This is a genomic window from Escherichia sp. MOD1-EC4550 (assembly GCF_963876935.1).
Taxonomy (GTDB): Bacteria; Pseudomonadota; Gammaproteobacteria; order Enterobacterales; family Enterobacteriaceae; genus Escherichia; species Escherichia coli_F.
This window is the reverse complement of the sequence record NZ_CAWNSE010000012.1, coordinates 440806-465763: the sequence shown is the minus strand read 5'-3', so window position 1 is coordinate 465763 and position 24958 is coordinate 440806. Positions and strand designations below refer to the sequence as shown.

19 protein-coding genes are annotated in these 24958 nt (G+C 49.8%); 7 read left to right on the top strand and 12 right to left on the bottom strand.

The window, feature by feature from the left end; translation table 11 throughout:
• The first annotated feature begins 11 nt into the window (after positions 1–11).
• From sdhB to sucD, 5 genes are all read left to right on the top strand, one after another.
• The gene (sdhB, locus tag AACU19_RS09535) at positions 12–728 is read left to right on the top strand and encodes a succinate dehydrogenase iron-sulfur subunit SdhB (protein WP_001235263.1); all 717 of its coding nucleotides are present in this window, start codon (positions 12–14) and stop codon (positions 726–728) included.
• A gap of 444 nt (positions 729–1172) precedes the next feature.
• A complete protein-coding gene (gene sucA, locus AACU19_RS09530; protein WP_105278153.1) occupies positions 1173–3974 on the top strand; it encodes a 2-oxoglutarate dehydrogenase E1 component in 2802 nt (933 codons plus the stop codon).
• 14 nt (positions 3975–3988) lie between these two features.
• Complete coding sequence (odhB, locus tag AACU19_RS09525) at positions 3989–5206, top strand: 2-oxoglutarate dehydrogenase complex dihydrolipoyllysine-residue succinyltransferase (RefSeq protein ID WP_000099835.1); 1218 nt, start codon at positions 3989–3991, stop codon at positions 5204–5206.
• A gap of 275 nt (positions 5207–5481) precedes the next feature.
• Complete coding sequence (sucC, locus tag AACU19_RS09520; protein WP_001048602.1) at positions 5482–6648, top strand: ADP-forming succinate--CoA ligase subunit beta; 1167 nt, start codon at positions 5482–5484, stop codon at positions 6646–6648.
• On the top strand, positions 6648–7517 hold the full coding sequence (sucD, locus tag AACU19_RS09515; RefSeq protein WP_000025458.1) for a succinate--CoA ligase subunit alpha: 870 nt from the start codon (positions 6648–6650) through the stop codon (positions 7515–7517). Before sucC ends, sucD begins: the two co-directional genes overlap by 1 nt.
• 97 nt (positions 7518–7614) lie before the next feature.
• Here sucD and AACU19_RS09510 read toward each other — a convergent pair whose 3' ends face one another.
• Positions 7615–9012 (bottom strand): RtcB family protein, encoded by a 1398-nt coding sequence (locus AACU19_RS09510; RefSeq protein ID WP_039021233.1) that lies wholly within the window; start codon positions 9010–9012, stop codon positions 7615–7617.
• A 591-nt stretch (positions 9013–9603) separates the two neighbouring features.
• On the opposite strand from AACU19_RS09510, the gene AACU19_RS09505 reads away from it, so the two are divergent.
• A complete protein-coding gene (locus tag AACU19_RS09505) occupies positions 9604–10509 on the top strand; it encodes a LysR substrate-binding domain-containing protein (RefSeq protein WP_001214260.1) in 906 nt (301 codons plus the stop codon).
• 33 nt (positions 10510–10542) lie between these two features.
• On the opposite strand, the gene cobO is transcribed toward AACU19_RS09505, so the two are convergent.
• The 11 genes from cobO to AACU19_RS09450 form a co-directional block, all read right to left on the bottom strand.
• Positions 10543–11145, bottom strand: a complete 603-nt coding sequence (gene cobO / locus AACU19_RS09500) for a cob(I)yrinic acid a,c-diamide adenosyltransferase (RefSeq protein WP_000388210.1) — start codon at positions 11143–11145, stop codon at positions 10543–10545.
• 9 nt (positions 11146–11154) lie between these two features.
• Positions 11155–12807, bottom strand: a complete 1653-nt coding sequence (locus AACU19_RS09495) for a class I fumarate hydratase (protein ID WP_105278152.1) — start codon at positions 12805–12807, stop codon at positions 11155–11157.
• Between the two features lie 107 nt (positions 12808–12914).
• Entirely contained in the window at positions 12915–14195 is a 1281-nt protein-coding gene (locus AACU19_RS09490) for a dicarboxylate/amino acid:cation symporter (protein ID WP_000724204.1), read from the bottom strand.
• 160 nt (positions 14196–14355) lie between these two features.
• Positions 14356–14673 (bottom strand): DUF4387 domain-containing protein, encoded by a 318-nt coding sequence (locus AACU19_RS09485; RefSeq protein ID WP_000813947.1) that lies wholly within the window; start codon positions 14671–14673, stop codon positions 14356–14358.
• Positions 14670–16040: an acyclic terpene utilization AtuA family protein gene (locus AACU19_RS09480; protein ID WP_032183702.1), complete on the bottom strand. Its 1371-nt coding sequence runs from the start codon at positions 16038–16040 to the stop codon at positions 14670–14672. The genes AACU19_RS09485 and AACU19_RS09480 overlap by 4 nt, the downstream gene beginning before the upstream one ends.
• A 3-nt stretch (positions 16041–16043) precedes the next feature.
• A complete protein-coding gene (locus AACU19_RS09475) occupies positions 16044–17285 on the bottom strand; it encodes a methylaspartate ammonia-lyase (protein ID WP_000695028.1) in 1242 nt (413 codons plus the stop codon).
• Entirely contained in the window at positions 17285–18730 is a 1446-nt protein-coding gene (locus AACU19_RS09470) for a methylaspartate mutase subunit E (protein WP_105278151.1), read from the bottom strand. The genes AACU19_RS09475 and AACU19_RS09470 overlap by 1 nt, the downstream gene beginning before the upstream one ends.
• 18 nt (positions 18731–18748) lie before the next feature.
• Positions 18749–20137 (bottom strand): methylaspartate mutase accessory protein GlmL, encoded by a 1389-nt coding sequence (gene glmL, locus AACU19_RS09465; RefSeq protein WP_105278150.1) that lies wholly within the window; start codon positions 20135–20137, stop codon positions 18749–18751.
• On the bottom strand, positions 20137–20586 hold the full coding sequence (glmS, locus tag AACU19_RS09460; RefSeq protein WP_105278149.1) for a methylaspartate mutase subunit S: 450 nt from the start codon (positions 20584–20586) through the stop codon (positions 20137–20139). Before glmS ends, glmL begins: the two co-directional genes overlap by 1 nt.
• Before the next feature lie 547 nt (positions 20587–21133).
• Complete coding sequence (locus tag AACU19_RS09455; RefSeq protein WP_105278148.1) at positions 21134–21556, bottom strand: hypothetical protein; 423 nt, start codon at positions 21554–21556, stop codon at positions 21134–21136.
• 79 nt (positions 21557–21635) lie between these two features.
• Positions 21636–22580: a hypothetical protein gene (locus tag AACU19_RS09450; protein WP_105278147.1), complete on the bottom strand. Its 945-nt coding sequence runs from the start codon at positions 22578–22580 to the stop codon at positions 21636–21638.
• An 803-nt stretch (positions 22581–23383) separates the two neighbouring features.
• On the opposite strand from AACU19_RS09450, the gene cydA reads away from it, so the two are divergent.
• Positions 23384–24952, top strand: coding sequence for a cytochrome ubiquinol oxidase subunit I (cydA, locus tag AACU19_RS09445; protein ID WP_000884361.1), 1569 nt, complete (start codon positions 23384–23386; stop codon positions 24950–24952).
• Positions 24953–24958 lie beyond the last annotated feature (6 nt).

Sequence of the window (24958 nt, the reverse complement as noted above, 5' to 3'; positions counted from 1 at the left end):
GAGACAGGAAAATGAGACTCGAGTTTTCAATTTATCGCTATAACCCGGATGTTGATGATGCTCCGCGTATGCAGGATTACACCCTGGAAGCGGAAGAAGGTCGCGACATGATGCTGCTGGATGCGCTTATCCAGTTGAAAGAGAAAGATCCCAGCCTGTCGTTCCGTCGTTCCTGCCGTGAAGGTGTGTGCGGTTCCGACGGTCTGAACATGAACGGTAAGAATGGTCTGGCCTGTATTACCCCGATTTCGGCACTCAACCAGCCGGGCAAGAAGATTGTGATTCGCCCGCTGCCAGGTTTACCGGTGATCCGCGATTTGGTGGTAGACATGGGACAATTCTATGCGCAATATGAGAAAATTAAGCCTTACCTGTTGAATAATGGACAAAATCCGCCAGCTCGCGAGCATTTACAGATGCCAGAGCAGCGCGAAAAACTCGACGGGCTGTATGAATGTATTCTCTGCGCATGTTGTTCAACCTCTTGTCCGTCTTTCTGGTGGAATCCCGATAAGTTTATCGGCCCGGCAGGCTTGTTAGCGGCATATCGTTTCCTGATCGATAGCCGTGATACCGAGACTGACAGCCGCCTCGACGGTTTGAGCGATGCATTCAGTGTATTCCGCTGTCACAGCATCATGAACTGCGTCAGTGTATGTCCGAAGGGGCTGAACCCGACGCGCGCCATCGGCCATATCAAGTCGATGTTGTTGCAGCGTAATGCGTAAACCCAGGCCTGATAAGACGCACAAGCGTCGCATCAGGCAACCAGTGCCGGATGCGGCGTGAACGCCTTATCCGGCCTACAAAAGAAATGCAGAAATCGTAGGCCTGATAAGACGCGCAAGCGTCGCATCAGGCAAACAGTGCCGGATGCGGCGTGAATGCGTTATCCGGCCTACAAAAGAAATGCAGGAATCGTAGGCCTGATAAGACGCGCAAGCGTCGCATCAGGCAAACAGCGCCGGATGCGGCGTGAACGCCTTATCCGGCCTACAAAAGAAATGCAGGAAATCTTTAAAAACTGCCCCTGACACTAAGACAGTTTTTAAAGGTTCCTTCGCGAGCCACTACGTAGACAAGAGCTCGCAAGTGAACCCCGGCACGCACATCACTGTGCGTGGTAGTATCCACGGCGAAGTAAGCATAAAAAAGATGCTTAAGGGATCACGATGCAGAACAGCGCTTTGAAAGCCTGGTTGGACTCTTCTTACCTCTCTGGCGCAAACCAGAGCTGGATAGAACAGCTCTATGAAGACTTCTTAACCGATCCTGACTCGGTTGACGCTAACTGGCGTTCGACGTTCCAGCAGTTACCTGGTACGGGAGTCAAACCGGATCAATTCCACTCTCAAACGCGTGAATATTTCCGCCGCCTGGCGAAAGACGCTTCACGTTACTCTTCAACGATCTCCGACCCTGACACCAATGTGAAGCAGGTTAAAGTCCTGCAGCTCATTAACGCATACCGCTTCCGCGGTCACCAGCATGCGAATCTCGATCCGCTGGGACTGTGGCAGCAAGATAAAGTGGCCGATCTGGATCCGTCTTTCCACGATCTGACCGAAGCAGACTTCCAGGAGACCTTCAACGTCGGTTCATTTGCCAGCGGCAAAGAAACCATGAAACTCGGCGAGCTGCTGGAAGCCCTCAAGCAAACCTACTGCGGCCCGATTGGTGCCGAGTACATGCACATTACCAGCACCGAAGAAAAACGCTGGATCCAACAGCGTATCGAGTCTGGTCGCGCGACTTTCAATAGCGAAGAGAAAAAACGCTTCTTAAGCGAACTGACCGCCGCTGAAGGCCTTGAACGTTACCTCGGCGCAAAATTCCCGGGCGCAAAACGCTTCTCGCTGGAAGGCGGTGACGCGTTAATCCCGATGCTTAAAGAGATGATCCGCCATGCTGGCAATAGCGGCACCCGTGAAGTGGTTCTTGGGATGGCGCACCGTGGTCGTCTGAACGTGCTGGTTAACGTGCTGGGTAAAAAACCGCAAGACTTGTTCGACGAGTTTGCCGGTAAACATAAAGAACACCTAGGCACGGGCGACGTGAAATACCACATGGGCTTCTCGTCTGACTTCCAGACCGATGGCGGCCTGGTTCACCTGGCGCTGGCGTTTAACCCGTCTCACCTTGAGATTGTAAGCCCGGTAGTTATCGGTTCTGTTCGCGCCCGTCTGGACAGACTCGATGAGCCGAGCAGCAACAAAGTGCTGCCAATCACCATCCACGGTGATGCCGCAGTGACCGGGCAGGGCGTGGTTCAGGAAACCCTGAACATGTCGAAAGCGCGTGGTTATGAAGTTGGCGGTACGGTACGTATCGTTATCAACAACCAGGTCGGTTTCACTACCTCTAACCCGATGGATGCCCGTTCTACGCCGTACTGTACTGATATCGGCAAGATGGTACAGGCACCGATTTTCCACGTTAATGCGGATGATCCGGAAGCCGTTGCCTTTGTGACCCGTCTGGCGCTCGATTTCCGTAACACCTTTAAACGTGATGTCTTCATCGACCTGGTGTGCTACCGCCGTCACGGCCACAACGAAGCCGACGAGCCGAGTGCAACTCAGCCGCTGATGTATCAGAAAATCAAAAAACATCCGACGCCGCGCAAAATCTACGCTGACAAGCTGGAGCAGGAAAAAGTCGCGACGCTGGAAGATGCCACCGAGATGGTTAACCTGTACCGTGATGCGCTGGATGCTGGCGATTGCGTGGTAGCAGAGTGGCGTCCGATGAACATGCACTCTTTCACATGGTCGCCGTACCTCAACCACGAATGGGACGAAGAGTACCCGAACAAAGTTGAGATGAAGCGCCTGCAGGAATTGGCTAAACGTATCAGTACGGTGCCGGAAGCGGTTGAAATGCAGTCTCGCGTTGCCAAGATTTATGGCGATCGCCAGGCAATGGCTGCCGGTGAGAAACTGTTCGACTGGGGCGGCGCGGAAAACCTCGCTTACGCCACGCTGGTTGATGAAGGCATTCCGGTCCGCCTGTCGGGTGAAGACTCCGGTCGCGGTACCTTCTTCCATCGTCATGCGGTGATCCACAACCAGTCCAACGGTTCCACTTACACGCCCCTGCAACATATCCATAATGGTCAGGGCGCGTTCCGCGTCTGGGACTCCGTACTGTCTGAAGAAGCAGTGCTGGCGTTTGAATACGGTTATGCCACCGCAGAGCCGCGCACGCTGACCATCTGGGAAGCGCAGTTTGGTGACTTTGCCAACGGTGCGCAGGTGGTTATCGACCAGTTCATCTCCTCTGGCGAACAGAAATGGGGGCGGATGTGTGGCCTGGTGATGTTGCTGCCGCACGGTTACGAAGGGCAGGGGCCGGAGCACTCCTCCGCGCGTCTGGAACGTTATCTGCAACTTTGTGCTGAACAAAACATGCAGGTGTGCGTACCGTCTACCCCGGCACAGGTTTACCATATGCTGCGTCGTCAGGCGCTGCGCGGGATGCGTCGTCCGCTGGTGGTGATGTCGCCGAAATCCCTGCTGCGTCATCCGCTGGCGGTTTCCAGCCTCGAAGAACTGGCGAACGGCACCTTCCTGCCTGCCATTGGTGAAATCGACGAGCTTGATCCTAAGGGTGTGAAGCGCGTAGTGATGTGTTCTGGTAAGGTTTATTACGACCTGCTGGAACAACGTCGTAAGAACAATCAACACGATGTCGCCATCGTGCGTATCGAGCAACTCTACCCGTTCCCGCATAAAGCGATGCAGGAAGTGTTGCAGCAGTTTGCTCACGTCAAGGATTTTGTCTGGTGCCAGGAAGAGCCGCTCAACCAGGGCGCATGGTACTGCAGCCAGCATCATTTCCGTGAAGTGATTCCGTTTGGGGCTTCTCTGCGTTATGCAGGCCGCCCGGCCTCCGCCTCTCCGGCGGTAGGGTATATGTCCGTTCACCAGAAACAGCAACAAGATCTGGTTAATGACGCGCTGAACGTCGAATAAATAAAGGATACACAATGAGTAGCGTAGATATTCTGGTCCCTGACCTGCCTGAATCCGTAGCCGATGCCACCGTCGCAACCTGGCATAAAAAACCCGGCGACGCAGTCGTACGTGATGAAGTGCTGGTAGAAATCGAAACTGACAAAGTGGTACTGGAAGTACCGGCATCAGCAGACGGCATTCTGGATGCGGTTCTGGAAGATGAAGGTACAACCGTAACGTCTCGTCAGATCCTTGGTCGCCTGCGTGAAGGCAACAGCGCCGGTAAAGAAACCAGCGCCAAATCTGAAGAGAAAGCGTCAACTCCGGCACAACGCCAACAGGCGTCTCTGGAAGAGCAAAACAACGATGCCTTAAGCCCGGCGATCCGTCGCCTTTTGGCTGAACACAATCTTGATGCCAGCGCCATTAAAGGCACCGGTGTAGGTGGTCGTCTGACCCGTGAAGATGTGGAAAAACATCTGGCGAAAGCCCCGGCGAAAGAGTCTGCACCAGCAGCAGCTACTACGGCGGCGCAACCGGCTCTGGCTGCACGTAGCGAAAAACGTGTTCCGATGACTCGCCTGCGTAAGCGTGTGGCAGAGCGTCTGCTGGAAGCGAAAAACTCTACTGCCATGCTGACCACGTTCAACGAAGTCAACATGAAGCCGATTATGGATCTGCGTAAGCAGTATGGTGAAGCGTTTGAAAAACGTCACGGCATCCGTCTGGGCTTTATGTCCTTCTACGTTAAAGCAGTGGTTGAAGCCCTGAAACGTTATCCGGAAGTGAATGCTTCTATCGACGGCGATGATGTGGTTTACCACAACTATTTCGACGTCAGCATGGCGGTATCTACGCCGCGCGGCCTGGTGACGCCGGTTCTGCGTGATGTCGATACCCTCGGCATGGCAGACATCGAGAAGAAAATTAAAGAGCTGGCAGTTAAAGGCCGTGACGGCAAGCTGACGGTTGAAGATCTGACCGGTGGTAACTTTACCATCACCAACGGTGGTGTGTTCGGTTCCCTGATGTCTACGCCTATCATCAACCCGCCGCAGAGCGCAATTCTGGGTATGCACGCTATCAAAGATCGTCCGATGGCAGTGAATGGTCAGGTTGAGATCCTGCCGATGATGTACCTGGCGCTGTCCTACGATCACCGTCTGATCGATGGTCGCGAGTCCGTGGGCTTCCTGGTAACGATCAAAGAGTTGCTGGAAGATCCGACGCGTCTGCTGCTGGACGTGTAGTAGTTTAAGTTTCACCTGCACTGTAGACCGGATGAGGCATTATCGCTTTCTCCGGCAATTGAAGCCTGATGCGACGCTTAACGCGTCTTATCAGGCCTACGGGAAGCACCGATGTAGGTCGGATAAGGCGCTCGCGCCGCATCCGACACGCGATGCCTGATGCGACGCTTGCGCGTCTTATCAGGCCTACGGGTGACCGACAATACCCGGAAGCGATACGAAATATTCGGTCTACGGTTTAAAAGATAACGATTACTGAAGGATGGACAGAACACATGAACTTACATGAATATCAGGCAAAACAACTGTTTGCCCGCTATGGCTTACCAGCACCGGTGGGTTATGCCTGTACTACTCCGCGCGAAGCAGAAGAAGCCGCTTCAAAAATCGGTGCCGGTCCGTGGGTAGTGAAATGTCAGGTTCACGCTGGTGGCCGCGGTAAAGCGGGCGGTGTGAAAGTTGTAAACAGCAAAGAAGACATCCGTGCTTTTGCAGAAAACTGGCTGGGCAAGCGTCTGGTAACGTATCAAACAGATGCCAATGGTCAACCGGTTAACCAGATTCTGGTTGAAGCAGCGACCGATATCGCTAAAGAGCTGTATCTTGGTGCCGTTGTAGACCGTAGTTCCCGTCGCGTGGTCTTTATGGCCTCCACCGAAGGCGGCGTGGAAATCGAAAAAGTGGCGGAAGAAACTCCGCACCTGATCCACAAAGTTGCGCTTGATCCGCTGACTGGCCCGATGCCGTATCAGGGACGCGAGCTGGCGTTCAAACTGGGTCTGGAAGGTAAACTGGTTCAGCAGTTCACCAAAATCTTCATGGGCCTGGCGACCATTTTCCTGGAGCGCGACCTGGCGTTGATCGAAATCAACCCGCTGGTCATCACCAAACAGGGCGATCTGATTTGCCTCGACGGCAAACTGGGCGCTGACGGCAACGCACTGTTCCGCCAGCCTGATCTGCGCGAAATGCGCGACCAGTCGCAGGAAGATCCACGTGAAGCACAGGCTGCACAGTGGGAACTGAACTACGTTGCGCTGGACGGTAACATCGGTTGTATGGTTAACGGCGCAGGTCTGGCGATGGGCACCATGGACATCGTTAAACTGCACGGCGGCGAACCGGCTAACTTCCTGGACGTTGGCGGTGGCGCAACCAAAGAACGTGTAACCGAAGCATTCAAAATCATCCTCTCTGACGACAAAGTGAAAGCCGTTCTGGTTAACATCTTCGGCGGTATCGTTCGTTGCGACCTGATCGCTGACGGTATCATCGGCGCGGTAGCGGAAGTGGGTGTTAACGTACCGGTCGTGGTACGTCTGGAAGGTAACAACGCCGAACTCGGCGCGAAGAAACTGGCTGACAGCGGCCTGAATATTATTGCAGCAAAAGGTCTGACGGATGCAGCTCAGCAGGTTGTTGCCGCAGTGGAGGGGAAATAATGTCCATTTTAATTGATAAAAACACCAAGGTTATCTGCCAGGGCTTTACTGGTAGCCAGGGGACTTTCCACTCTGAACAGGCCATTGCATACGGCACTAAAATGGTTGGCGGCGTAACCCCAGGTAAAGGCGGTACTACCCACCTTGGTCTGCCGGTGTTCAACACCGTGCGTGAAGCCGTTGCTGCCACTGGCGCTACCGCTTCTGTTATCTACGTACCGGCTCCGTTCTGCAAAGACTCCATTCTGGAAGCCATCGACGCAGGTATCAAACTGATTATCACCATCACTGAAGGCATCCCGACGCTGGATATGCTGACGGTGAAAGTGAAACTGGACGAAGCTGGCGTACGCATGATCGGCCCGAACTGCCCGGGCGTTATCACTCCGGGTGAATGTAAAATCGGCATCCAGCCTGGTCACATTCACAAACCGGGTAAAGTGGGTATCGTTTCCCGTTCCGGTACACTGACCTATGAAGCGGTTAAACAGACCACGGATTACGGTTTCGGTCAGTCGACCTGTGTCGGTATCGGCGGCGACCCGATCCCTGGCTCTAACTTTATCGACATCCTCGAAATGTTCGAAAAAGATCCGCAGACCGAAGCGATCGTGATGATCGGTGAGATCGGCGGTAGCGCTGAAGAAGAAGCGGCTGCGTACATCAAAGAGCACGTTACCAAGCCAGTTGTAGGTTACATCGCTGGTGTAACTGCGCCGAAAGGCAAGCGTATGGGCCACGCGGGTGCCATCATTGCCGGTGGGAAAGGGACTGCGGATGAGAAATTCGCTGCTCTGGAAGCCGCAGGCGTGAAAACCGTTCGCAGCCTGGCGGATATCGGTGAAGCACTGAAAACTGTTCTGAAATAAATATCTGTAATAAGAAATAGCCCTCGCCGCTTCCCTCTACAGGAATGGCGAAGGGCTGTCGGTTTCGACATGGTTGGCCATCGTATGATGGCCTTTTTTATGCTTTAAATGTTAACCACGGTCGGAATCTAACCGCTGGCTGAATTAATCCGGCTTCTTGTTGAGCTTCGATAACCGGACCAATATCTTTATAAGCCGCTGGCGCTTCTTCAAGACGTCGTTCTTCGCGCAATGTGACGCATTGGCACGGCAGCGTTGACTCTTCAGTCGCGCGTGAGCGCATGGCCTGCCGACGCTGGCTGCGTCCTGCTCCGTGACTGCAAGACCACAGCCACTTCGGGTTGCCGCAACCAACCGCAAGCCAGGAATAATCACCCATGGAACCGGGGATTAACGCCAGATCGCCCGCGCGTGCCGGTGTTGCACCTTTGCGATGAATATTCATATCATGCTCGTGAAGGATGATGTTATGCGGCACATCCACCACCAGATGTGAATCATCCTGATGAAATAAATCGGCAAAACATACGCGCACCATTTCGGCAATTGTCACGCGATTTAACCATGCGTAACGTGCCGCCATTCCCATCGCTTGTAGATATTCCTCCGCCAGTCCACCAGCCAGACCATATAACCCGCTTTGTGGGTGTTTATGCCCGGCGGGCCATTCAGCACGGGCACGGTCCATCCAGCGTCGTCCGACGTAAAAGCCGACATCTCGCGATCCACTGTGGATCATCACCACGATATCGCCCGTTTTCAGCCCTTGTTGCCAGGCCACATGGCGATCGACCACGCTATCAACCACCTGAAGTTCAATAAAATGATTACCTGAACCCGGCGTACCCAGACAAGGATCGCGGAGTAATGCGCGGTCCGTTGCCAGCAGGGCGGGTGGGGCATAACGCGAATGACTGTTATGCTCGTTAAGCCCAATGCAGCGGTCAATCTCTTGTACCATTCGGAGGATATTCGTGCGTGTCCAGAGACCTGCTGATGGCAAGGCCGACATGCAATCTGCCGGTCCGCCATCAAAAAGCGCGGTGAACGCTCGTGCGGATAACGGAACATCGCGCTCATTCTGCAGTAACACTTGTGTTAACCGCTGAGTGATTATTTCTTTATTCGCTTCGGCTTGCTCAAGGGTTAATCCGGTCGTCAGCAGCCGCATGCCACAAGAAATATCGGTGCCGATGGCCGCAGGAATGACTAAATCCGGCGTTGAGGCCACCACCGCGCCAACGGGGACGCCATTGCCGGGATGAAAATCTGGCGTCGCGCACGTCTGGCGCACATAACCTGGGTGGTCTGGTAGCTTCACTTCTGCAAAATCAAGCAGTTGTGTTACTGCTTTTTCTTCCAGCGGCAGTTCGTCCGGCAGCAGTACGCGGGCACTGGCTCCTGATGGACGACATAATGAAACAATATTGTTGGCGCGGGAAAGTTGGATCCCTTTGCGCAGAAAGGCTTTATCAAGCCTTGAAAGATGATGCATAACGCTGTCCTGAAATATAGACGTTAATCAACCCCCTGTATTGCGAGGGTAATTTTGTCTTTCCGGTCAGCAGCCAGCAAAAGGGAAAGAAAACGCGCGTAGTGTATGTGGCGATAGCAATTTTTACAAGTGGTAAATCTGGCTTATTGTTAAAGAGAAATTATCTTTTGCGATGTCTTTTAAGGCCATGACTCATTCAATTTAACCGGACATAGATAATATATAACATAGGGTATCTAAATTTATCTTTGTATACTTGTCATAATTCAAGTTGCATGTGCTGCATCGATGTTCGCTCACCCAGGTCACTTACTTATGTAAGCTTCTGGAAATTCATTATTTGTTCCCTTCCTGCAACTCGACTTATTTAGAGTATATTCATGTATATGAATAATATTCTTGCAATAATGGCTTTAAAGCATTGCATGCGGATAACTGAGGTGAAATTCCTGTTTTAGGATTATTGTCACTTTATTTTCCTGGTTGGACATATAGCTGACTGGTTTGTTTATTTGAATTATGATATTCATTAGTGCTACTGTTTTTTTATAAAATAATTTTTTGAATTGTTATTTTTTCACGGAAGGCATTATGCGAGGGAAAATACCTAAAACGGAACTGCTGGTGACTTTTGAGGTCGTCGCACGTCATGAAAGTTATACCAGAGCGGCAGAGGAGTTAGCGTTAACCCAAAGTGCAGTATTCAGACAAGTAAGTGCGCTGGAGGAATTTTTACATACTCCGTTATTTTCACACTCTAAAAAACGCATTTTTCTTAATGATGCAGGGAAGTATTACCTGGGGATAGTAAAAGAAACATTAAATAAGCTGGAACGCGATACCAATACGATTATGACCTGGCAGCCTACGGTTCAGGTTATTGAACTTGCCGTTAATCCTACGTTTAGTACCCACTGGTTAATCCCAAATTTACATGAATTCACAAAGTTACATCCCGATATTATTGTTAATATTCATTCTTTAGCTAATAACGGCGATTTTCTTAATCGGGAGTACGATGCTGTCATTATGCGCGAAAATTTTTGCGCGCCCTGGGCGGAAGTAGAATATCTCTTTGAAGAGGAGATTTTGCCGGTATGCAGCGGCAGTTTGCTTGCAATGTCCGATCAAAAACTGTCAGTGGCAGAACTGCTTACTGAGTTACCACTTCTGCATCAAAGCACCCGTATTACTGGCTGGGAAGAGTGGTTTGCCCTATCTGGCGTTAGCAGTCCGCTGGTCAATAACGGACCACGTTTCGATTTGCTTTCAATGCTGATTGCCGCCGTGCGCTCTAATCTCGGCGTGGCGCTGTTACCACGGTTCGCTATTCAACATGATTTGGATAGTGGCGATATGGTGATTCCCTGTGATGTGCCTATTCGTACCGGTAATCGTTTTATTATGACGTGGCAGGAAGAGAAGTCTGACTCGCCGCACTTGCAGCAATTTCGTGAATGGTTGCTGGCGAAATCGGTCGTACCGCAGGAGATGTAAAACCTGCGCCTGGCGGGATGCCAGGCGCAGTTATTACCAGTCGATACCCGGCTGCGCCTGAATGCCGTTATCAAAAGCATGTTTGACGGGGCGGATTTCGCTGACCGTATCCGCCATTTTTAATATCTGACTGTGGCAACTGCGTCCGGTGACAATGACACTTTGTTGTGCCGGGCGGTTTTGCAGAGAAGTGATCACTTCTTCGGTGTCCAGATAATGGTAAGCCAGCATATAGGTCAGCTCATCAAGCACCACTAAGTCGTAACGCTTGTCAGCCAGCATCCGTTTGCTTTCCGACCAGACCTCTTTCGCCGCGTCGATATCCGCTTGCCGGTTCTGAGTCTCCCAGGTAAAACCGGTTCCCATAATATGAAACTCAACCCCCAGCGGCTGGAGAAGGTTGTATTCGCCGTTGTCCCATTGCCCCTTGATGTACTGCGCAACCCCCACCGTTTTGCCATGACCCACCGCGCGCGTCACAGTACCAAACGCGGCAGTGGATTTCCCTTTGCCGTTGCCGGTGAAAACAATCAAGATCCCTTTTTTCTCTATCGCCGCCGCGACGCGCGTATCGACCTGTTCCTTCAATTTCTGCTGGCGCTGCACATGCCGTTCAGTTGAAATTCGCGCTTCCATTCATTTTCCTTAATGTCCCGCAGGGCAACTGGCGCAGCGGTGTTGCTGCTCAAACTGACTAAAGAAATTATTGCCTTTATCATCGACCAGGATGAATGCGGGCAGATTTTCCACTTCCATCATCCACACCGCTTCCATACCCAGCTCCGGGTATTCCAGGCAACGCAGACTTTTGACATATTCTTGCGCCAGTAACGCAGCTGCACCGCCAATACTTCCCAGATTGAAGCCGCCATGTTTGTGACAGGCATCGGTGACCTGCTGGCTGCGGTTACCTTTCGATAACATTACCAGACTGCCGCCAGCCGCCTGGAAGGTTTCGACATAACCGTCCATTCGACCGCCCGTGGTTGGACCCAGTGAACCGCAGGCCATGTTCTCCGGTGTTTTCGCCGGGCCAGCGTAATAGACAATATGATGCTTCAGGTAATCCGGCATCGATTCGCCGCTATCCAGCCGCGCTTTTATTTTTGCGTGGGCGATATCGCGCGCCACTACGATGGGACCACTTAACGACACGCGGGTACCTACCGGTAATCTGGCGAGATCCTGCATCACGTCACGCAACGGACGGTTTAGATCCAGGTGTACATGTTGCGCGTGATTTTCTTCCCGCAATGAGGCTGGAATATATTGCCCCGGATTGTGTTCGAGTTTTTCCAGCCAGATACCGTGCTTGTTAATTTTTGCTTTGATATTGCGATCGGCAGAACAGGAGAGCGCCATAGCTATCGGGCAGGAGCCACCGTGACGCGGCAGACGAATGACGCGAATATCATGAGCGAAATATTTACCCCCAAATTGCGCACCAATACCAAATTGCTGACTGGCTTCGAGCAACGCTTTTTCCAGCTCAATATCACGGAATGCTTGTCCCTGCTCGTTTCCGCTGGTGGGCAAATTGTCGTAATATTTCGTAGAAGCCAGCTTGGCAACTTTTAAGGTTTGATCGGCTGAAAGCCCTCCGACGACAAAGGCGATGTGGTAAGGCGGGCAGGCAGCGGTGCCCAGCGATTTCATTTTTTCGATTAAAAATGCGGTCAGTTTTTCTGGTTGCAATAAGGATTTGGTTTCCTGATAAAGTGCGGCTTTATTGGCGGAGCCGCCCCCTTTATTAACACAGAGAAAATGGTACTCATTACCAGCGACTGCGCTGATATCAATCTGCGCCGGAAGATTGGTTTGCGTATTGACTTCGGTATACATATCCAGCGGCGCATTTTGTGAAAAGCGCAGATTATTTTCCTGGAAAGTACTGTAAATGCCTTTGCTTAAGGCTTCAGCGTCGTTACCTCCCGTCCATATCTGTTGCCCTTTACTGGCAACAATAGTTGCGGTGCCGGTATCCTGACAGTTGGGTAATACCCCTTTTGCTGAGACTTCAGCATTACGTAATAACTGCAACGCAACGTATTTATCATTACTACTGGCCTGCGGATCGTTAAGAATGCTGGCGACCTGTTGCAAATGAGCGGAACGTAAGAAAAAAGAGGCTTCATAAAATGCCTGCCGGGCAAGCAGCGTTAATGCTTCAGGAGCGATTTTTATCACTTCTTCGCCGTCTAATTCCGTTACTGTAATATGTTGATCGCTAATTAATGTATATTCTGTACCGTCTTTATTTTGTAGAAACGGTTCTTGCCAGATAAATGGTTTGGACATATTTCACTTTTCACCTTAAACGTTAGTGTTACTTAATTGCCGTCTAACTTCATGATCCGGCTTATAAAAATGCGTAGTCATTGGCTTCTGATTGCTTAAGATCCCCCTCAGGGCAGAGCAACGTTCGATTCATTGGGTTTTAATGCTTTACCCCGACAACCCTCGCCGAAATGTTCGCCTTCCCACCGACTCACCATCGCAGCGCCCATTGCGTTGCTCATGACGTTTGTCGCGGAACGCCCCATATCAAGGAACGGATCAACGCCCATCAGCAAGATCAGCCCCGCTTCCGGAATATTGAACTGGTTGAGCGTGGCGGCGATAACCACCATTGAGGCGCGTGGTACGCCAGCCATTCCTTTCGAGGTCAACATCAGGATCAACAGCATGGTGATTTGCTCACCGATGGATAAATGGATATTGCAGGCTTGGGCGATGAAAACTGTGGCGAAGGAGCAGTAGGCCATTGATCCAACGAGATTAAATGAGTAGCCAATGGGTAAGACAAAGCTGGCAATTTTGGGGGAAACGCCAAATTGCTCCAGTTTTTCAAGCGTTCCCGGAAAAGCAGCTTCAGAACTGGATGTGGTAAATGCCAGCAGGGCGGGTTCTGAAAGGGCGCGGGTCAGGCGTCTGATGCAGGGGCCGACATAAACGATGGCCAGACCGATAAGCAGCACCCAAAGTAATAACATGGTGAAATAAAATTCACCCATAAAGATCCCGGCGCTCACCATAACTGCCAGTCCTCGTTCAGCAATCAATGCTGAAATAGCGGCGAATACGGTCAGGGGAGCGAAGAGCATGACGTAGCCAGTGAGCTTTAACATGGCATGTGCCAGCGAATCTAAGGCGTGAACGATGGCGCTGCCTTTCTCACCAATCGCCGTCAGGCTACAGCCGAGGAAAATTGAGAACACCACGATTTGCAAAATTTCATTGTGCGCCATGGCATCGACAATGCTGGTGGGGAAAGCATGCGAAATAAATACTTTTAGTGTAAAGGGTTCTGACGCGACCACTCCGGTGGTTTCGGCACCGTGTGCAACAAAATTAATTCCTGTGCCTGGCATGAAGAAATTTACCGTTATCAAGCCTAAGGCAATTGACAGCAATGAGGCGCAAATAAATAAAAAGAGTGTTTTAGAAAAAATACGACCAAGGGCTTTGGCATCGCCCATTTTAGCAATACCTACCACCAGGGTAGAGACCACTAACGGAGCGATAATCATTTTTATCAGTCGTAAGAAAATCGTCGTGAATATCGATATTTCTTGCGCATAGAGTTTTGCTGTTTCCGGTGAAGCAGTGTTATTGAGCACTACGCCGATAATCATTCCAAGTACCAGTGCCAAAAGAATCATCGTGGTTAAACTTATTTTCTTCATTTTTTCCTCCATCAGGTGCACGGCGATAAATCAGAATCAGGAGAAGTGGATGCCTGAATAGAGATTCAGGCATCTACCTGCTATAACAACCTTACAAATAGCTGAAGTGTTGAGCTACAATAAGTGACGGGATGTCAGTTGGCTAAAAGTGTTCGGATTTTTACAAATCGAAACTCATATTTAATAAAGGTGCATGTTGCTGTGCGCCATAGACATCATTGTCACCTACATTCCCGGAGATAATATCTCGTGGCATGACAATTTTTACTGCGTTAGAAGGATCAAACCAGACAATACGATGAATAAAGTCAGGTTCAACATGATATAAGCGCGCAATCAGTTCTGGGGTTAATTGCCCTGATGATTTTACTCGCTCATAGTTTTCTTTCGTTTTAAATAAAATATCTAAAACCAGTTCGTAAGGTCCGGCATTTTTCGAACGAATGACTTGCGCCAGTGAGACAATTGACTGTTTCATGCCTGAACTCCTTCTGGCGTCACCTGTTCAATATGGAAATCAAAACGCAGAGCGTCGTTGGCTTCAATCAGGTGATATATGGAAAATTCGTATACCGGCCCGCCCTGGATATCAGAAGGGGAGAACGGGAACGCCAGGTTGCCTGCGGTAGCGATGCGGTTTTCATAGCCGTAGTGCAGCATGGTAGAGCGCACCAGCGAGCAAACGCTGTTGGCAATATCCTGGGTCGGTGCAACTACATCAAGGACAATCCCCAGCTCATGCCCGGCAGTTTGCATCGGTTCATGGTCGCCCATCACCCCGTTTTTGCCGTACAGGTGGAAATTGATGCGAATGCTGTCATCGTCGAGCGACAGGTTACGCGAAACGCTGGTTTTGACTTCATCGATGATTTTATCGATCCCGGCGATCATGATCGGGTCGCGCGTTCCTGCGATGGTCAGACAGCGGAAGCCCACCCGTCGCGCACCTTCCAGTTTCAGGGCATACGGCGTTTCTTCATGCTTAGAACCGCTGACGTACACTTCGCCGTCATTGACCGCTTTAAATGTGCAGCCTTTCAGGTTCAACACGCCGCCAGGTCCTGGCAGGAAGTAGGGATCGGATTTCTCATACAGTGTGTGTGCAGCCGCTGACGTTTCGGTAAATTTACGCTTCGGATTAAATGTCTTCAGCGTAAAGCCGTTGTCATCAATGATGCCCATCGCACAGTCAGAGCCTGAGCCGGGCGTTGCGGCGATTGCCGCGCATTCAAGGATTTTCCCACAATGCAGCGCCAGACCTTCATCAAAGCCTTGCATGATCGGTAGCGCAGCAAAGCAGGCCGGGTCGTAAGCGCGCCCGCCCAGCACCACTTGCGCGCCTTCTTTCAGCGCCTGCTGGAAGGGTTCGATGCCCATTTGCGCGACGATATACGTACTTTCGTCAATCGCGTCGTGGGTTAACGGCGGGACAAAATCCAGCGCCGTGATTTTGCCGTTATCCAGCGCCTGGTGGACGATGGCTTTGTCAACGTCTGCCGGGATCAGCGCCATCGAGAACGCGAGGTGCTCTTCCCGGGCAATCTCATGAATTATTTCTCGGCACCACTCCAGGTGTGGAGCGGCACCAGAACCGCCGGCCGTTCCGATCACTACCGGTATATTATTTTGCACGCCTGCGGTGATCATATAGCGTAGATCGCGCTTGACCCCTGCGCGATCGGTAAACGGTTTGCCCGCCCCGAGGTAGTGGGGGCCAGGATCGGAAGAGCCTGCATCAACGGCGATCAGATCGGGCGATTCTGCCATCGCTTTGCGGAAGCTCTCTTCCGGGAATCCATACCCGAGGATTGCCGTTGGCGATAAGACTTTAAAAGAACGAGCCATTTGTTAATCCTTAGCCTGCAACAGCGCGATAGTACGATTCATTTCGTTGAAGACGATATCGAGGCCTTCGTCAAAGCCCATCCCTGGTTTTACCAGCATACGCATGGGGCGAGCAGCAAGGGCGACGTGGACACAGGTGCGGGCACTGACATCAGTTTCATTGCAGGTGCCGCCCTGGTACGCTTCCATGCTGTGGCTGTTGCAATAAAGAACTGCATCGACGATGTTGTGAATACTGCCCAGATCCGGGGTTTTGATTTGCACCATGTGGCAACTGGCGGCATCAGTGAAATCAACAATATCCTGGTAGGTGTTACACCATTCATCGGCCACAATTTTCACGCCGGAACCGAGGCGCGTCAGCTCTTTGGTAATCGCGGTCAGCAGGCGAATTTGATCGGGCTTGTTACCGGCATCGACCGGCCCTTCAATGTAGAGCGGCAGGCCTTGCGCTTCTTTTTCCAGGCTGGCGATGTATTGCGCACAGCGAAGCGGATCCATATCGAAGATCAGACCGATAGTGCCGTATACATCGATGTGCAGGGTTGGGTAGTAGCGTGCGCTGGTGCGCTTGCTCAGAATGCGATCCGACAACCAGCGGACATATTCGCGCAGTTTTTCACCTTTAAAGCCCAGCTTCTCTTCGACGTTATTAATCAGCGCATGGGGCAGCACGTCGATGCCCTTAAGGATCATCTTATCGACGGCGATATATCGATCGTCGCCGCTCTGACCAAATAATGGAATGGATTCCGCCACGCGTGGCAACTGCCATTCATCACAGACCACTTCAGTTTTTAGACGGCCGGTTGCCAGCGCGGTAGCATCAAGCAGCGCCTGTGATAATCCGTAACGTACGGCGGTATGCAGCAAGTTGCCGTCAATACGCAATTTGTCGAAGAAACGGGCATTCGGCAGGAAAGCATCCACATCGCGGCCTACCAGTAATGGCTTGATATGGTCGTTGAGGAACGGAATAAAGTGCTCTGCGAGGAACAGTGGATCGCGACCGCCTGCCCCGGAATACTGTACGGCAGCACAGTCGCCTACGGCGACCGCACCGTTTTCCAGAATCAACTGAACCGAAACGCACTCCCCGGCCTGACGTACGGCGTTAAACCCCTGTGTTACCGGCTCTCCGGTATAAAAAAAGCCGTCGTGACCCGCTCCGTTTTTTATCGCCTGCTGATCATCGAAATAGAATGAGGAGTAGCCAGCGGTAAAAAGGGCCTGTTTTATTTTCATTATGGTCTTCCTATTAATTTACTGTGGGATACAGCATTGATGTCATCTACAACCATCTGGAATGTCGGTTGGCGTCCTTCAAAGCGCGCGCGTTCAGCAACGTAATCGTGGTGGAGGTCGAGAATATCTTTTGGCAATGGAACGGCTCCGGCCTCCAGTACGCGAATCGCGCCGGTGTTGTCACGGACCGGAAGAATTTTGCCTGCGTTGCAGGCGGCTGGCGCAAACGGCACATCCAGTACGCCCGCTTCAAATGCCAGCACCGTACCGCGCGCAATATCACCATTGCCCAGTTCGAACACTTTGTTCAGTACCGCGCGAACCTCGCTCTTAATCAGTTCAATTTCTAGTTCAACCGCCGGGCACGGCGGGAATTTCTGCTCGTTGACCATGTTGAGCATCTGGCGGGAGGCTTTTAGCCCCTGAATGTTGGCAGCAGCAGTCGGGATGCCCCAGGCTTCGTGCGGACTTTTGGTGATGACTTTGGTGGCACCAGACATCCCCGCGACGGCTGCACCCCAGGAGATAATGGCGAACGCTTTCGATTCGTCTTCCGGAAAGCCGCCCATCCACTGGTGAAATACGGTACTTAATTCATAGTCGGTATAGCCATAGCTCTGAAAGTATTCGTGTGCAAGTTCACGCAGAGACTGGATCGCCGCGACATCCTGCGTCAGGCTGCCGACCTGTCCATAACCAACGGTAATAGATTTCACACCCTGTTCCAGTGCCAGTAATCCTTCGATTATCGCGATAGAGTGCGAGATAAACGGCGGGATCAGCGTACCCGTTAGTGGGCCAAACGGTTCGCGGTTGATGCGGATCCCGTGTTCTTCATACATCCCCATTAAACGGTCGCAGTACTGCCAGTCGCGGATCGATTTTTCCAGCGTTACGCGCTTGGCATACGGAATATTGTAGGAAATGCCGCCGCCTTCATAACTGGTAAAGCCGCTGGCCATCGAGATTTCAGCCAGCAAACGCGCATCTGGCGTGCCGTGGCGGATCTGTAGCGGTTTTTGCAGAGTTTCGGTGAGGCGACGGCAAGCTGCGACGCCGTGGTTAACTACCGGTAAACCGTTCAGTTTAGAGGTTCCGGCTTCGATGGATTTTTTAATCCCTACAGCCGCTTCTTCGTACCGATTCAGACGGGTATATGCATCGATAGTGCTCGGCAGCAGATCGCACTCTTTTTGTAGTGTTTTCAGTAGTTCGATGTGTTCGTCCATCAGCGCCACGCCTGCGCGCGGTTGGCTAAGGGTTTTACCTTCCTTGTCTGCTTTCAGCAGGGCAAGAGAGAAGCGTTTATGCTCAGGAATGGTTTGTTGGTATTTAACGCCATCTTCAAAGTTTTCAACATCCTTGCCGGTTTCCCAGGTTTTCAATACCTGTTGCCGCTCGGTCATGAATTCGTCATGGGTTAATTTCTTATTTCGAAGTTCCATTGATTGCAGCCTTAATTGTTATAGGGTTAAGCATTGAATACTGGTGCGCGCGGCGGCCAGCGGATCGACTCTGGCGACGTTTGCCAGCAGTGGTAATAGCCCCCGGGAATCGCGGTAATATTCAAATTCGGTCGGTAAGAGAATGCGTTTACCGTCGTCGTTTAACTCGCGGTATTTCAACCAGTGATGCATATCGAACTGACTGGCACGCGAGAGCCATCCGCCGGAACCCACGACTTTACGCACGGTTGTCAGGTCACGTCCCATCTGTAAATCGACATTGCCGACGCAGGTGCAGACCTCTTTTTTGGTGCCCGCATGTCTTTCCGTGGCATAACCCACACACAGTCCGGCCAGGACGGTATCGAAATATTTTTCATCTGCATTCGCGGGTAAGTAGTCGGGATGAGCGACTAGATGACGGAGGTAATGATAAAAAGCGTCCAACTGTGCGGGTTGCTGAGCAAAATTCACACTGACTAACTCTTTCGCACTTTCACCAACCACCATTGCCGAGACGCGCATTCCCAGATCGCCTTCCACCGTCCGTTTTACGAAGGGTTCCGGTACGCCATGTAAAACAGTGTCGGGCGAGAGCGTGTTGGCACAGGCGGAATAGACATCGGTGGTTGCGCCGCCCATGTCGATCAGCATGAACTCTTTCCAGCTGTGATCGACGTTACTGATTGCCTTAACCAGTTCAAAGACCGTCCATGGTGTCGGCATTGGTTCTTCGCCTGTTTTATCAACAATGACATCCAGCCCTTTCCCTTTAACGATGCGTTTAAGGAATATGTCGCAGATAGCCTGGCGTGCAGCTAAAGGGTTCGGATGGTCAAGATCGGGCAGAACGTTGTCGACGATGGTCAGGTCTTTATGCCCGAGGATCTCCTGCACCTTGTCCTGAATATCCCGGTTTCCGGCATAAATAATGGCGCAGTCGAGTTTGGATTCTGCCAGCACACGGGCGTTATTCAGTCCGTAGCTTTCTTCTCCGCCGTCGGTGCCGCCGGTGAACAAGAGAATATCGGGCTGCGTTTCTTCCAGTGCCTGGATATCACGGCGGTTCAGCTTGTAGGCGTAATATTGCACAATTTTAGCACCCGCAGAGTGAGCGGTTACTTTCGCGGTTTCCAGGGTGATAGAAGGCACCAATCCCATTGCGGCAACCGCCAGCCCACCTTTGGCAGAGGAGGAATACTTCAATGCAACCTCACCGCGGTTTAACAGGGGGAGGGCATTATCTACGTTTAACACCTGTTTAAGGCTGGAGAAAAATCCCTCTGCCAGATGATGGATGGTGGTTGGGGTCAGAACGTGGTTAACCAACGTTAACGCGTCCCCCTCCCGGGTGAAGAGGGCTGCTTTGGTCCACGTCGATCCAATATCGACAGAGACGATTTGCATCAGATTGCCTCTTCAAGAATGCGAGTTTCAACGCCATGACGTTGGTTGATATCGCGGGCCATCAGCTGGCAGACATCTTCTAAGTCATGACTTGGGGCGAAGACGCGATCAAATCCCATCTCTTTGAACTTGGTTTCCACGTCAGCGAAGTCATGTTTTCCGACCACCAGGTTACCGCCCACATAGAGCAGGATGTTACCCAGCCCACGCTCGATGCAGCGTTCGCGCATGCCCAGACAATCGATATCGCCATGCCCATAGATAGAGGAGACGACAATCGCGTCAGCGCCAGTTTCAATGGCAGCATCAATATATTCGTCCTGGCTGACCATTACGCCCAGATTAATGACTCTGAAGTCATGGTTGCTAAAAACGCGGTCCAGAACTTTATTGCCTACTGCATGGCAGTCCGCGCCAATAACGCCAATCACAAGTGTTGCTTTCTTCATGGGTAATCCTTTGTAAGACAGAGAGTAAATTAAGTTACACACGTCGTATTTATGGCCGTTCATAACGGCACAGGTTTAATATCAGAGGAGTGTCTTTATCTGACCGTAATGTTGCAATTGATCTATTTTCAAAATGTCTTTCGGGAAATGATTGTTTAAAGTGTGTTTTTAAATTCTCATTTTAATTCAGCGTGTTATGTCAACTAATGTCATGAATGTTAAATTTTTAAAATTAACTTGATTTGATGTATTGAGATAATTGTGATCAACTTCTAATTTGCATTTTTGTGACGTGGCTTTAGCCATGAGTAAATGCATTTCATAAAAGTTAAGTCGAATTTCACTGCAATTCATATATGCTTAATGTAAAAATAATGTTGAAAATAACAAATAATTAATGATCCATGCGAAGAATGACCTTTGTTAGCTCTTTTGATTTTTCGTAAAAAAGAAAAGTACATGAAGGTGCTACCAGTACGAGTAACGTTAATCAAAAGTTTTATTACGTCTGGCAATAACGCAGGCCATTTTTCGCGACAGGAGGGATTTAATCAGTACAATCCTCATACAATAGGTCAGGATTTACTGAACCGTTAACGAGGTTTTGGTGTTGAAATTTAGAAATGGTGGAGTCAATCAATGAAGACAGTATCGAAAAAATGATTGTATCAGAACTAATTTCGATTAATTCCTCTCTTTTTTGACCCAAAAAGATATTTATCTTGATTTCATTTGTACTACGGCAATCTATATAAAGTAATTTTTGATCGCTGAGATTTTCCGTTTCATAAATGTTTTTGGCGAGTGTCGGGTGTAATGATGCCAGACATCTGCTCAGATAAGCCAGATCCTTTAGGGAATACCCCACTGAGTAGAGGATGTCAGAGAATTTTTGTGTGTTTACTGTTATCTCTGAAGTGCATGTTACATTGACAGGAAGAGTATTAAAAGAGAGCTGAGATGGTGTCATGATTTAAATATCACCGTGAGGAATAAAAATCAACCCCGGGCACTGTTTAGCAATATTTTACACAGGGCTGTATAGAAAATTAAAGTATTTGATTGGCGTCGGTTAACTGATCAATAACTAGTGCTAAATTGGTAAACATTTTGAAATGTCGATACTGGCTCGGAATATCATTTTCAAAGACGAAGGATTCAAGGTTATTGTCTGAAAAATAAAGGACAAGTGTTGCTGATTCGTCAGGGGAAATATGGAAATATATCTGGTTACCAGACGGAGGATTGTCCAGAAGAAGAGCATCTTTGCCCGTCACATACCTGTTATGGTCGTGGACACTACGCTCACACTTCATCAGAGGTGTCATGATACTCATGTATTCATCTGATGTTAATATATTAAAATCGCCATTCATTTTAAAGAAACGATAAAGTATCAGTACATCCTCTAGCGTAACCGGTTGGTTTGTTTTCAGAGGGAAATAAGTGGGAACCAGAAGATGAGGTTCTAATCTATTTTGTTGGGCGCTATAACTGAATTTAAACATAAATTCCGGATCGCTCATCAATTTAGAAACATAATTATGCCTGGCTTCAAAGGTTTTAATTTTTACCAGGTTAAATAAATCTGGTTCTTCATCCTGTATTAAAAGACATTGGCCATAACAGAAAGGTTTTTTTTCATTATAAGCAGAAACGGTTATTCTGTCAGGAGTGTCAACGTTATATCCAAAAGCCAGATAGTTACCCTCCTCATCGCGATCTGTTTCCAGGTTATTTAAATTCATCACATTAAGTGTTTTCAATGCTGATTCAATGAGTTGTTGACCCTCTGAGGTAAATGTTTTGCGCTGCGTTGTATAAAGTGTATCGATACCAACGACTATCCGATGTGGGTCAAGGATGGCGGCAATCAACTTTATTACCTGCACAGTCACGGGTGATGTCATTGATTCGTTATCTGTTTTTAGAGGATCATTTGATGGCCAACCAGAGAAGCGATTGACAACAGAACCTATATTATCAAGACCCATGGCAGCAACCTCATTGTAATCAAGCGAGGCGCTCAGCGTACCCGGCTATAGAAAAACTAACTTGCAAAAATCGCTCATTTTTCGTTTATCAGGCGAAAGTTGCCTGTGTTCATGCAGACACAGTCGCCTCTGTTAAGCGATATCTCTCTCATCGATACTTATTGGTGATTATTACAAATGAAACAATAACATGGCGGTCTTACGGCGATGCTCATAAAGGCAACAATCAATTAACTTTGATAAAAATATGTTATGTAAAATAGCAACAAATTGGCTACTCTAATCAATTGGTATTATAAAAAGTTGATAAGGCGATTCTGTTAAATAAAACACTGGTTTTTTATCTATGTCTTTTTATTGTAATAATTGTGTTACATAAATATTTCACAATAAATTAACAATAAAATTACCAATGGTCTATGGTTTATACATAATTAACATATTTGATTGGTTTTGATATAAATCAATTTTTAATTCTTGAAAAAAATCTGCAAAACACGATAAATTGTCGTAGATCAAATTGGTGAGGTCGTGACAATTTCGCTATAAATTGATCACTGTCGAAAAATGCAAATTTGCTCAATAAAAACCTGTTTATTGTAAGGATTTTGCGGCGTAATATAATTACGGGATCAATTTGGTTTATTCATTAACATATTTGTAACTTTTTATCATTGTCTTTTCCACTTTTGAGGAAAAGGCAGCGATAGAGGCGAGCAAATAATTTTGTATTGGGGCATGCGTGTGACCCTTTCTAACGGGGTTCACTCTCGGAGTCTTCATGCGATGAGCAAGGAGTCATGATGTTAGATATAGTCGAACTGTCGCGCTTACAGTTTGCCTTGACCGCGATGTACCACTTCCTTTTTGTGCCACTGACGCTCGGTATGGCGTTCCTGCTGGCCATTATGGAAACGGTCTACGTCCTTTCCGGCAAACAGATTTATAAAGATATGACCAAGTTCTGGGGCAAGTTGTTTGGTATCAACTTCGCTCTGGGTGTGGCAACCGGTCTGACCATGGAGTTCCAGTTCGGGACTAACTGGTCTTACTATTCCCACTATGTAGGGGATATCTTCGGTGCGCCGCTGGCAATCGAAGGTCTGATGGCCTTCTTCCTCGAATCCACCTTTGTAGGTCTGTTCTTCTTCGGTTGGGATCGTCTGGGTAAAGTTCAGCATATGTGTGTCACCTGGCTGGTGGCGCTTGGTTCAAACCTGTCCGCACTGTGGATTCTGGTTGCGAACGGCTGGATGCAAAACCCAATCGCATCCGATTTCAACTTTGAAACTATGCGTATGGAGATGGTGAGTTTCTCCGAGCTGGTGCTTAACCCGGTTGCTCAGGTGAAATTCGTTCACACGGTAGCGTCTGGTTATGTGACTGGCGCGATGTTCATCCTCGGTATCAGCGCATGGTATATGCTGAAAGGTCGTGACTTCGCCTTCGCTAAACGCTCCTTTGCTATCGCTGCCAGCTTCGGTATGGCTGCCGTTCTGTCTGTTATTGTTCTGGGTGATGAATCTGGTTATGAAATGGGCGACGTGCAGAAAACCAAACTGGCTGCTATTGAAGCCGAGTGGGAAACGCAACCTGCACCTGCTGCCTTTACTCTGTTCGGCATTCCTGATCAGGAAGAGGAGACGAACAAATTTGCGATCCAGATCCCTTACGCGCTGGGCATCATTGCAACGCGTTCCGTGGATACCCCGGTTATCGGCCTGAAAGAGCTGATGGTGCAGCATGAAGAACGCATCCGTAACGGGATGAAGGCGTACTCTCTGCTCGAGCAACTGCGTTCTGGTTCTACTGACCAGGCGGTTCGTGACCAGTTCAATAGCATGAAGAAAGACCTCGGTTACGGTCTGCTGCTGAAACGCTATACGCCAAACGTGGCGGATGCAACTGAAGCGCAGATTCAACAGGCAACCAAAGACTCCATTCCACGTGTAGCGCCGCTGTACTTCGCGTTCCGTATCATGGTGGCGTGTGGCTTCCTGCTGCTGGCAATCATCGCGCTCTCTTTCTGGAGTGTCATCCGCAACCGTATTGGCGAGAAAAAATGGCTGCTGCGCGCTGCACTGTACGGTATTCCGCTGCCGTGGATTGCTGTAGAAGCGGGCTGGTTCGTGGCTGAATATGGTCGCCAACCTTGGGCTATCGGTGAAGTGCTGCCGACAGCTGTAGCGAACTCGTCACTGACCGCAGGCGACCTCATCTTCTCGATGGTGCTGATTTGTGGCCTGTATACCCTGTTCCTGGTGGCAGAATTGTTCTTAATGTTCAAGTTTGCACGCCTCGGCCCAAGCAGCCTGAAAACCGGTCGCTATCACTTTGAGCAGTCTTCCACGACTACTCAGCCGGCACGCTAAGACAGG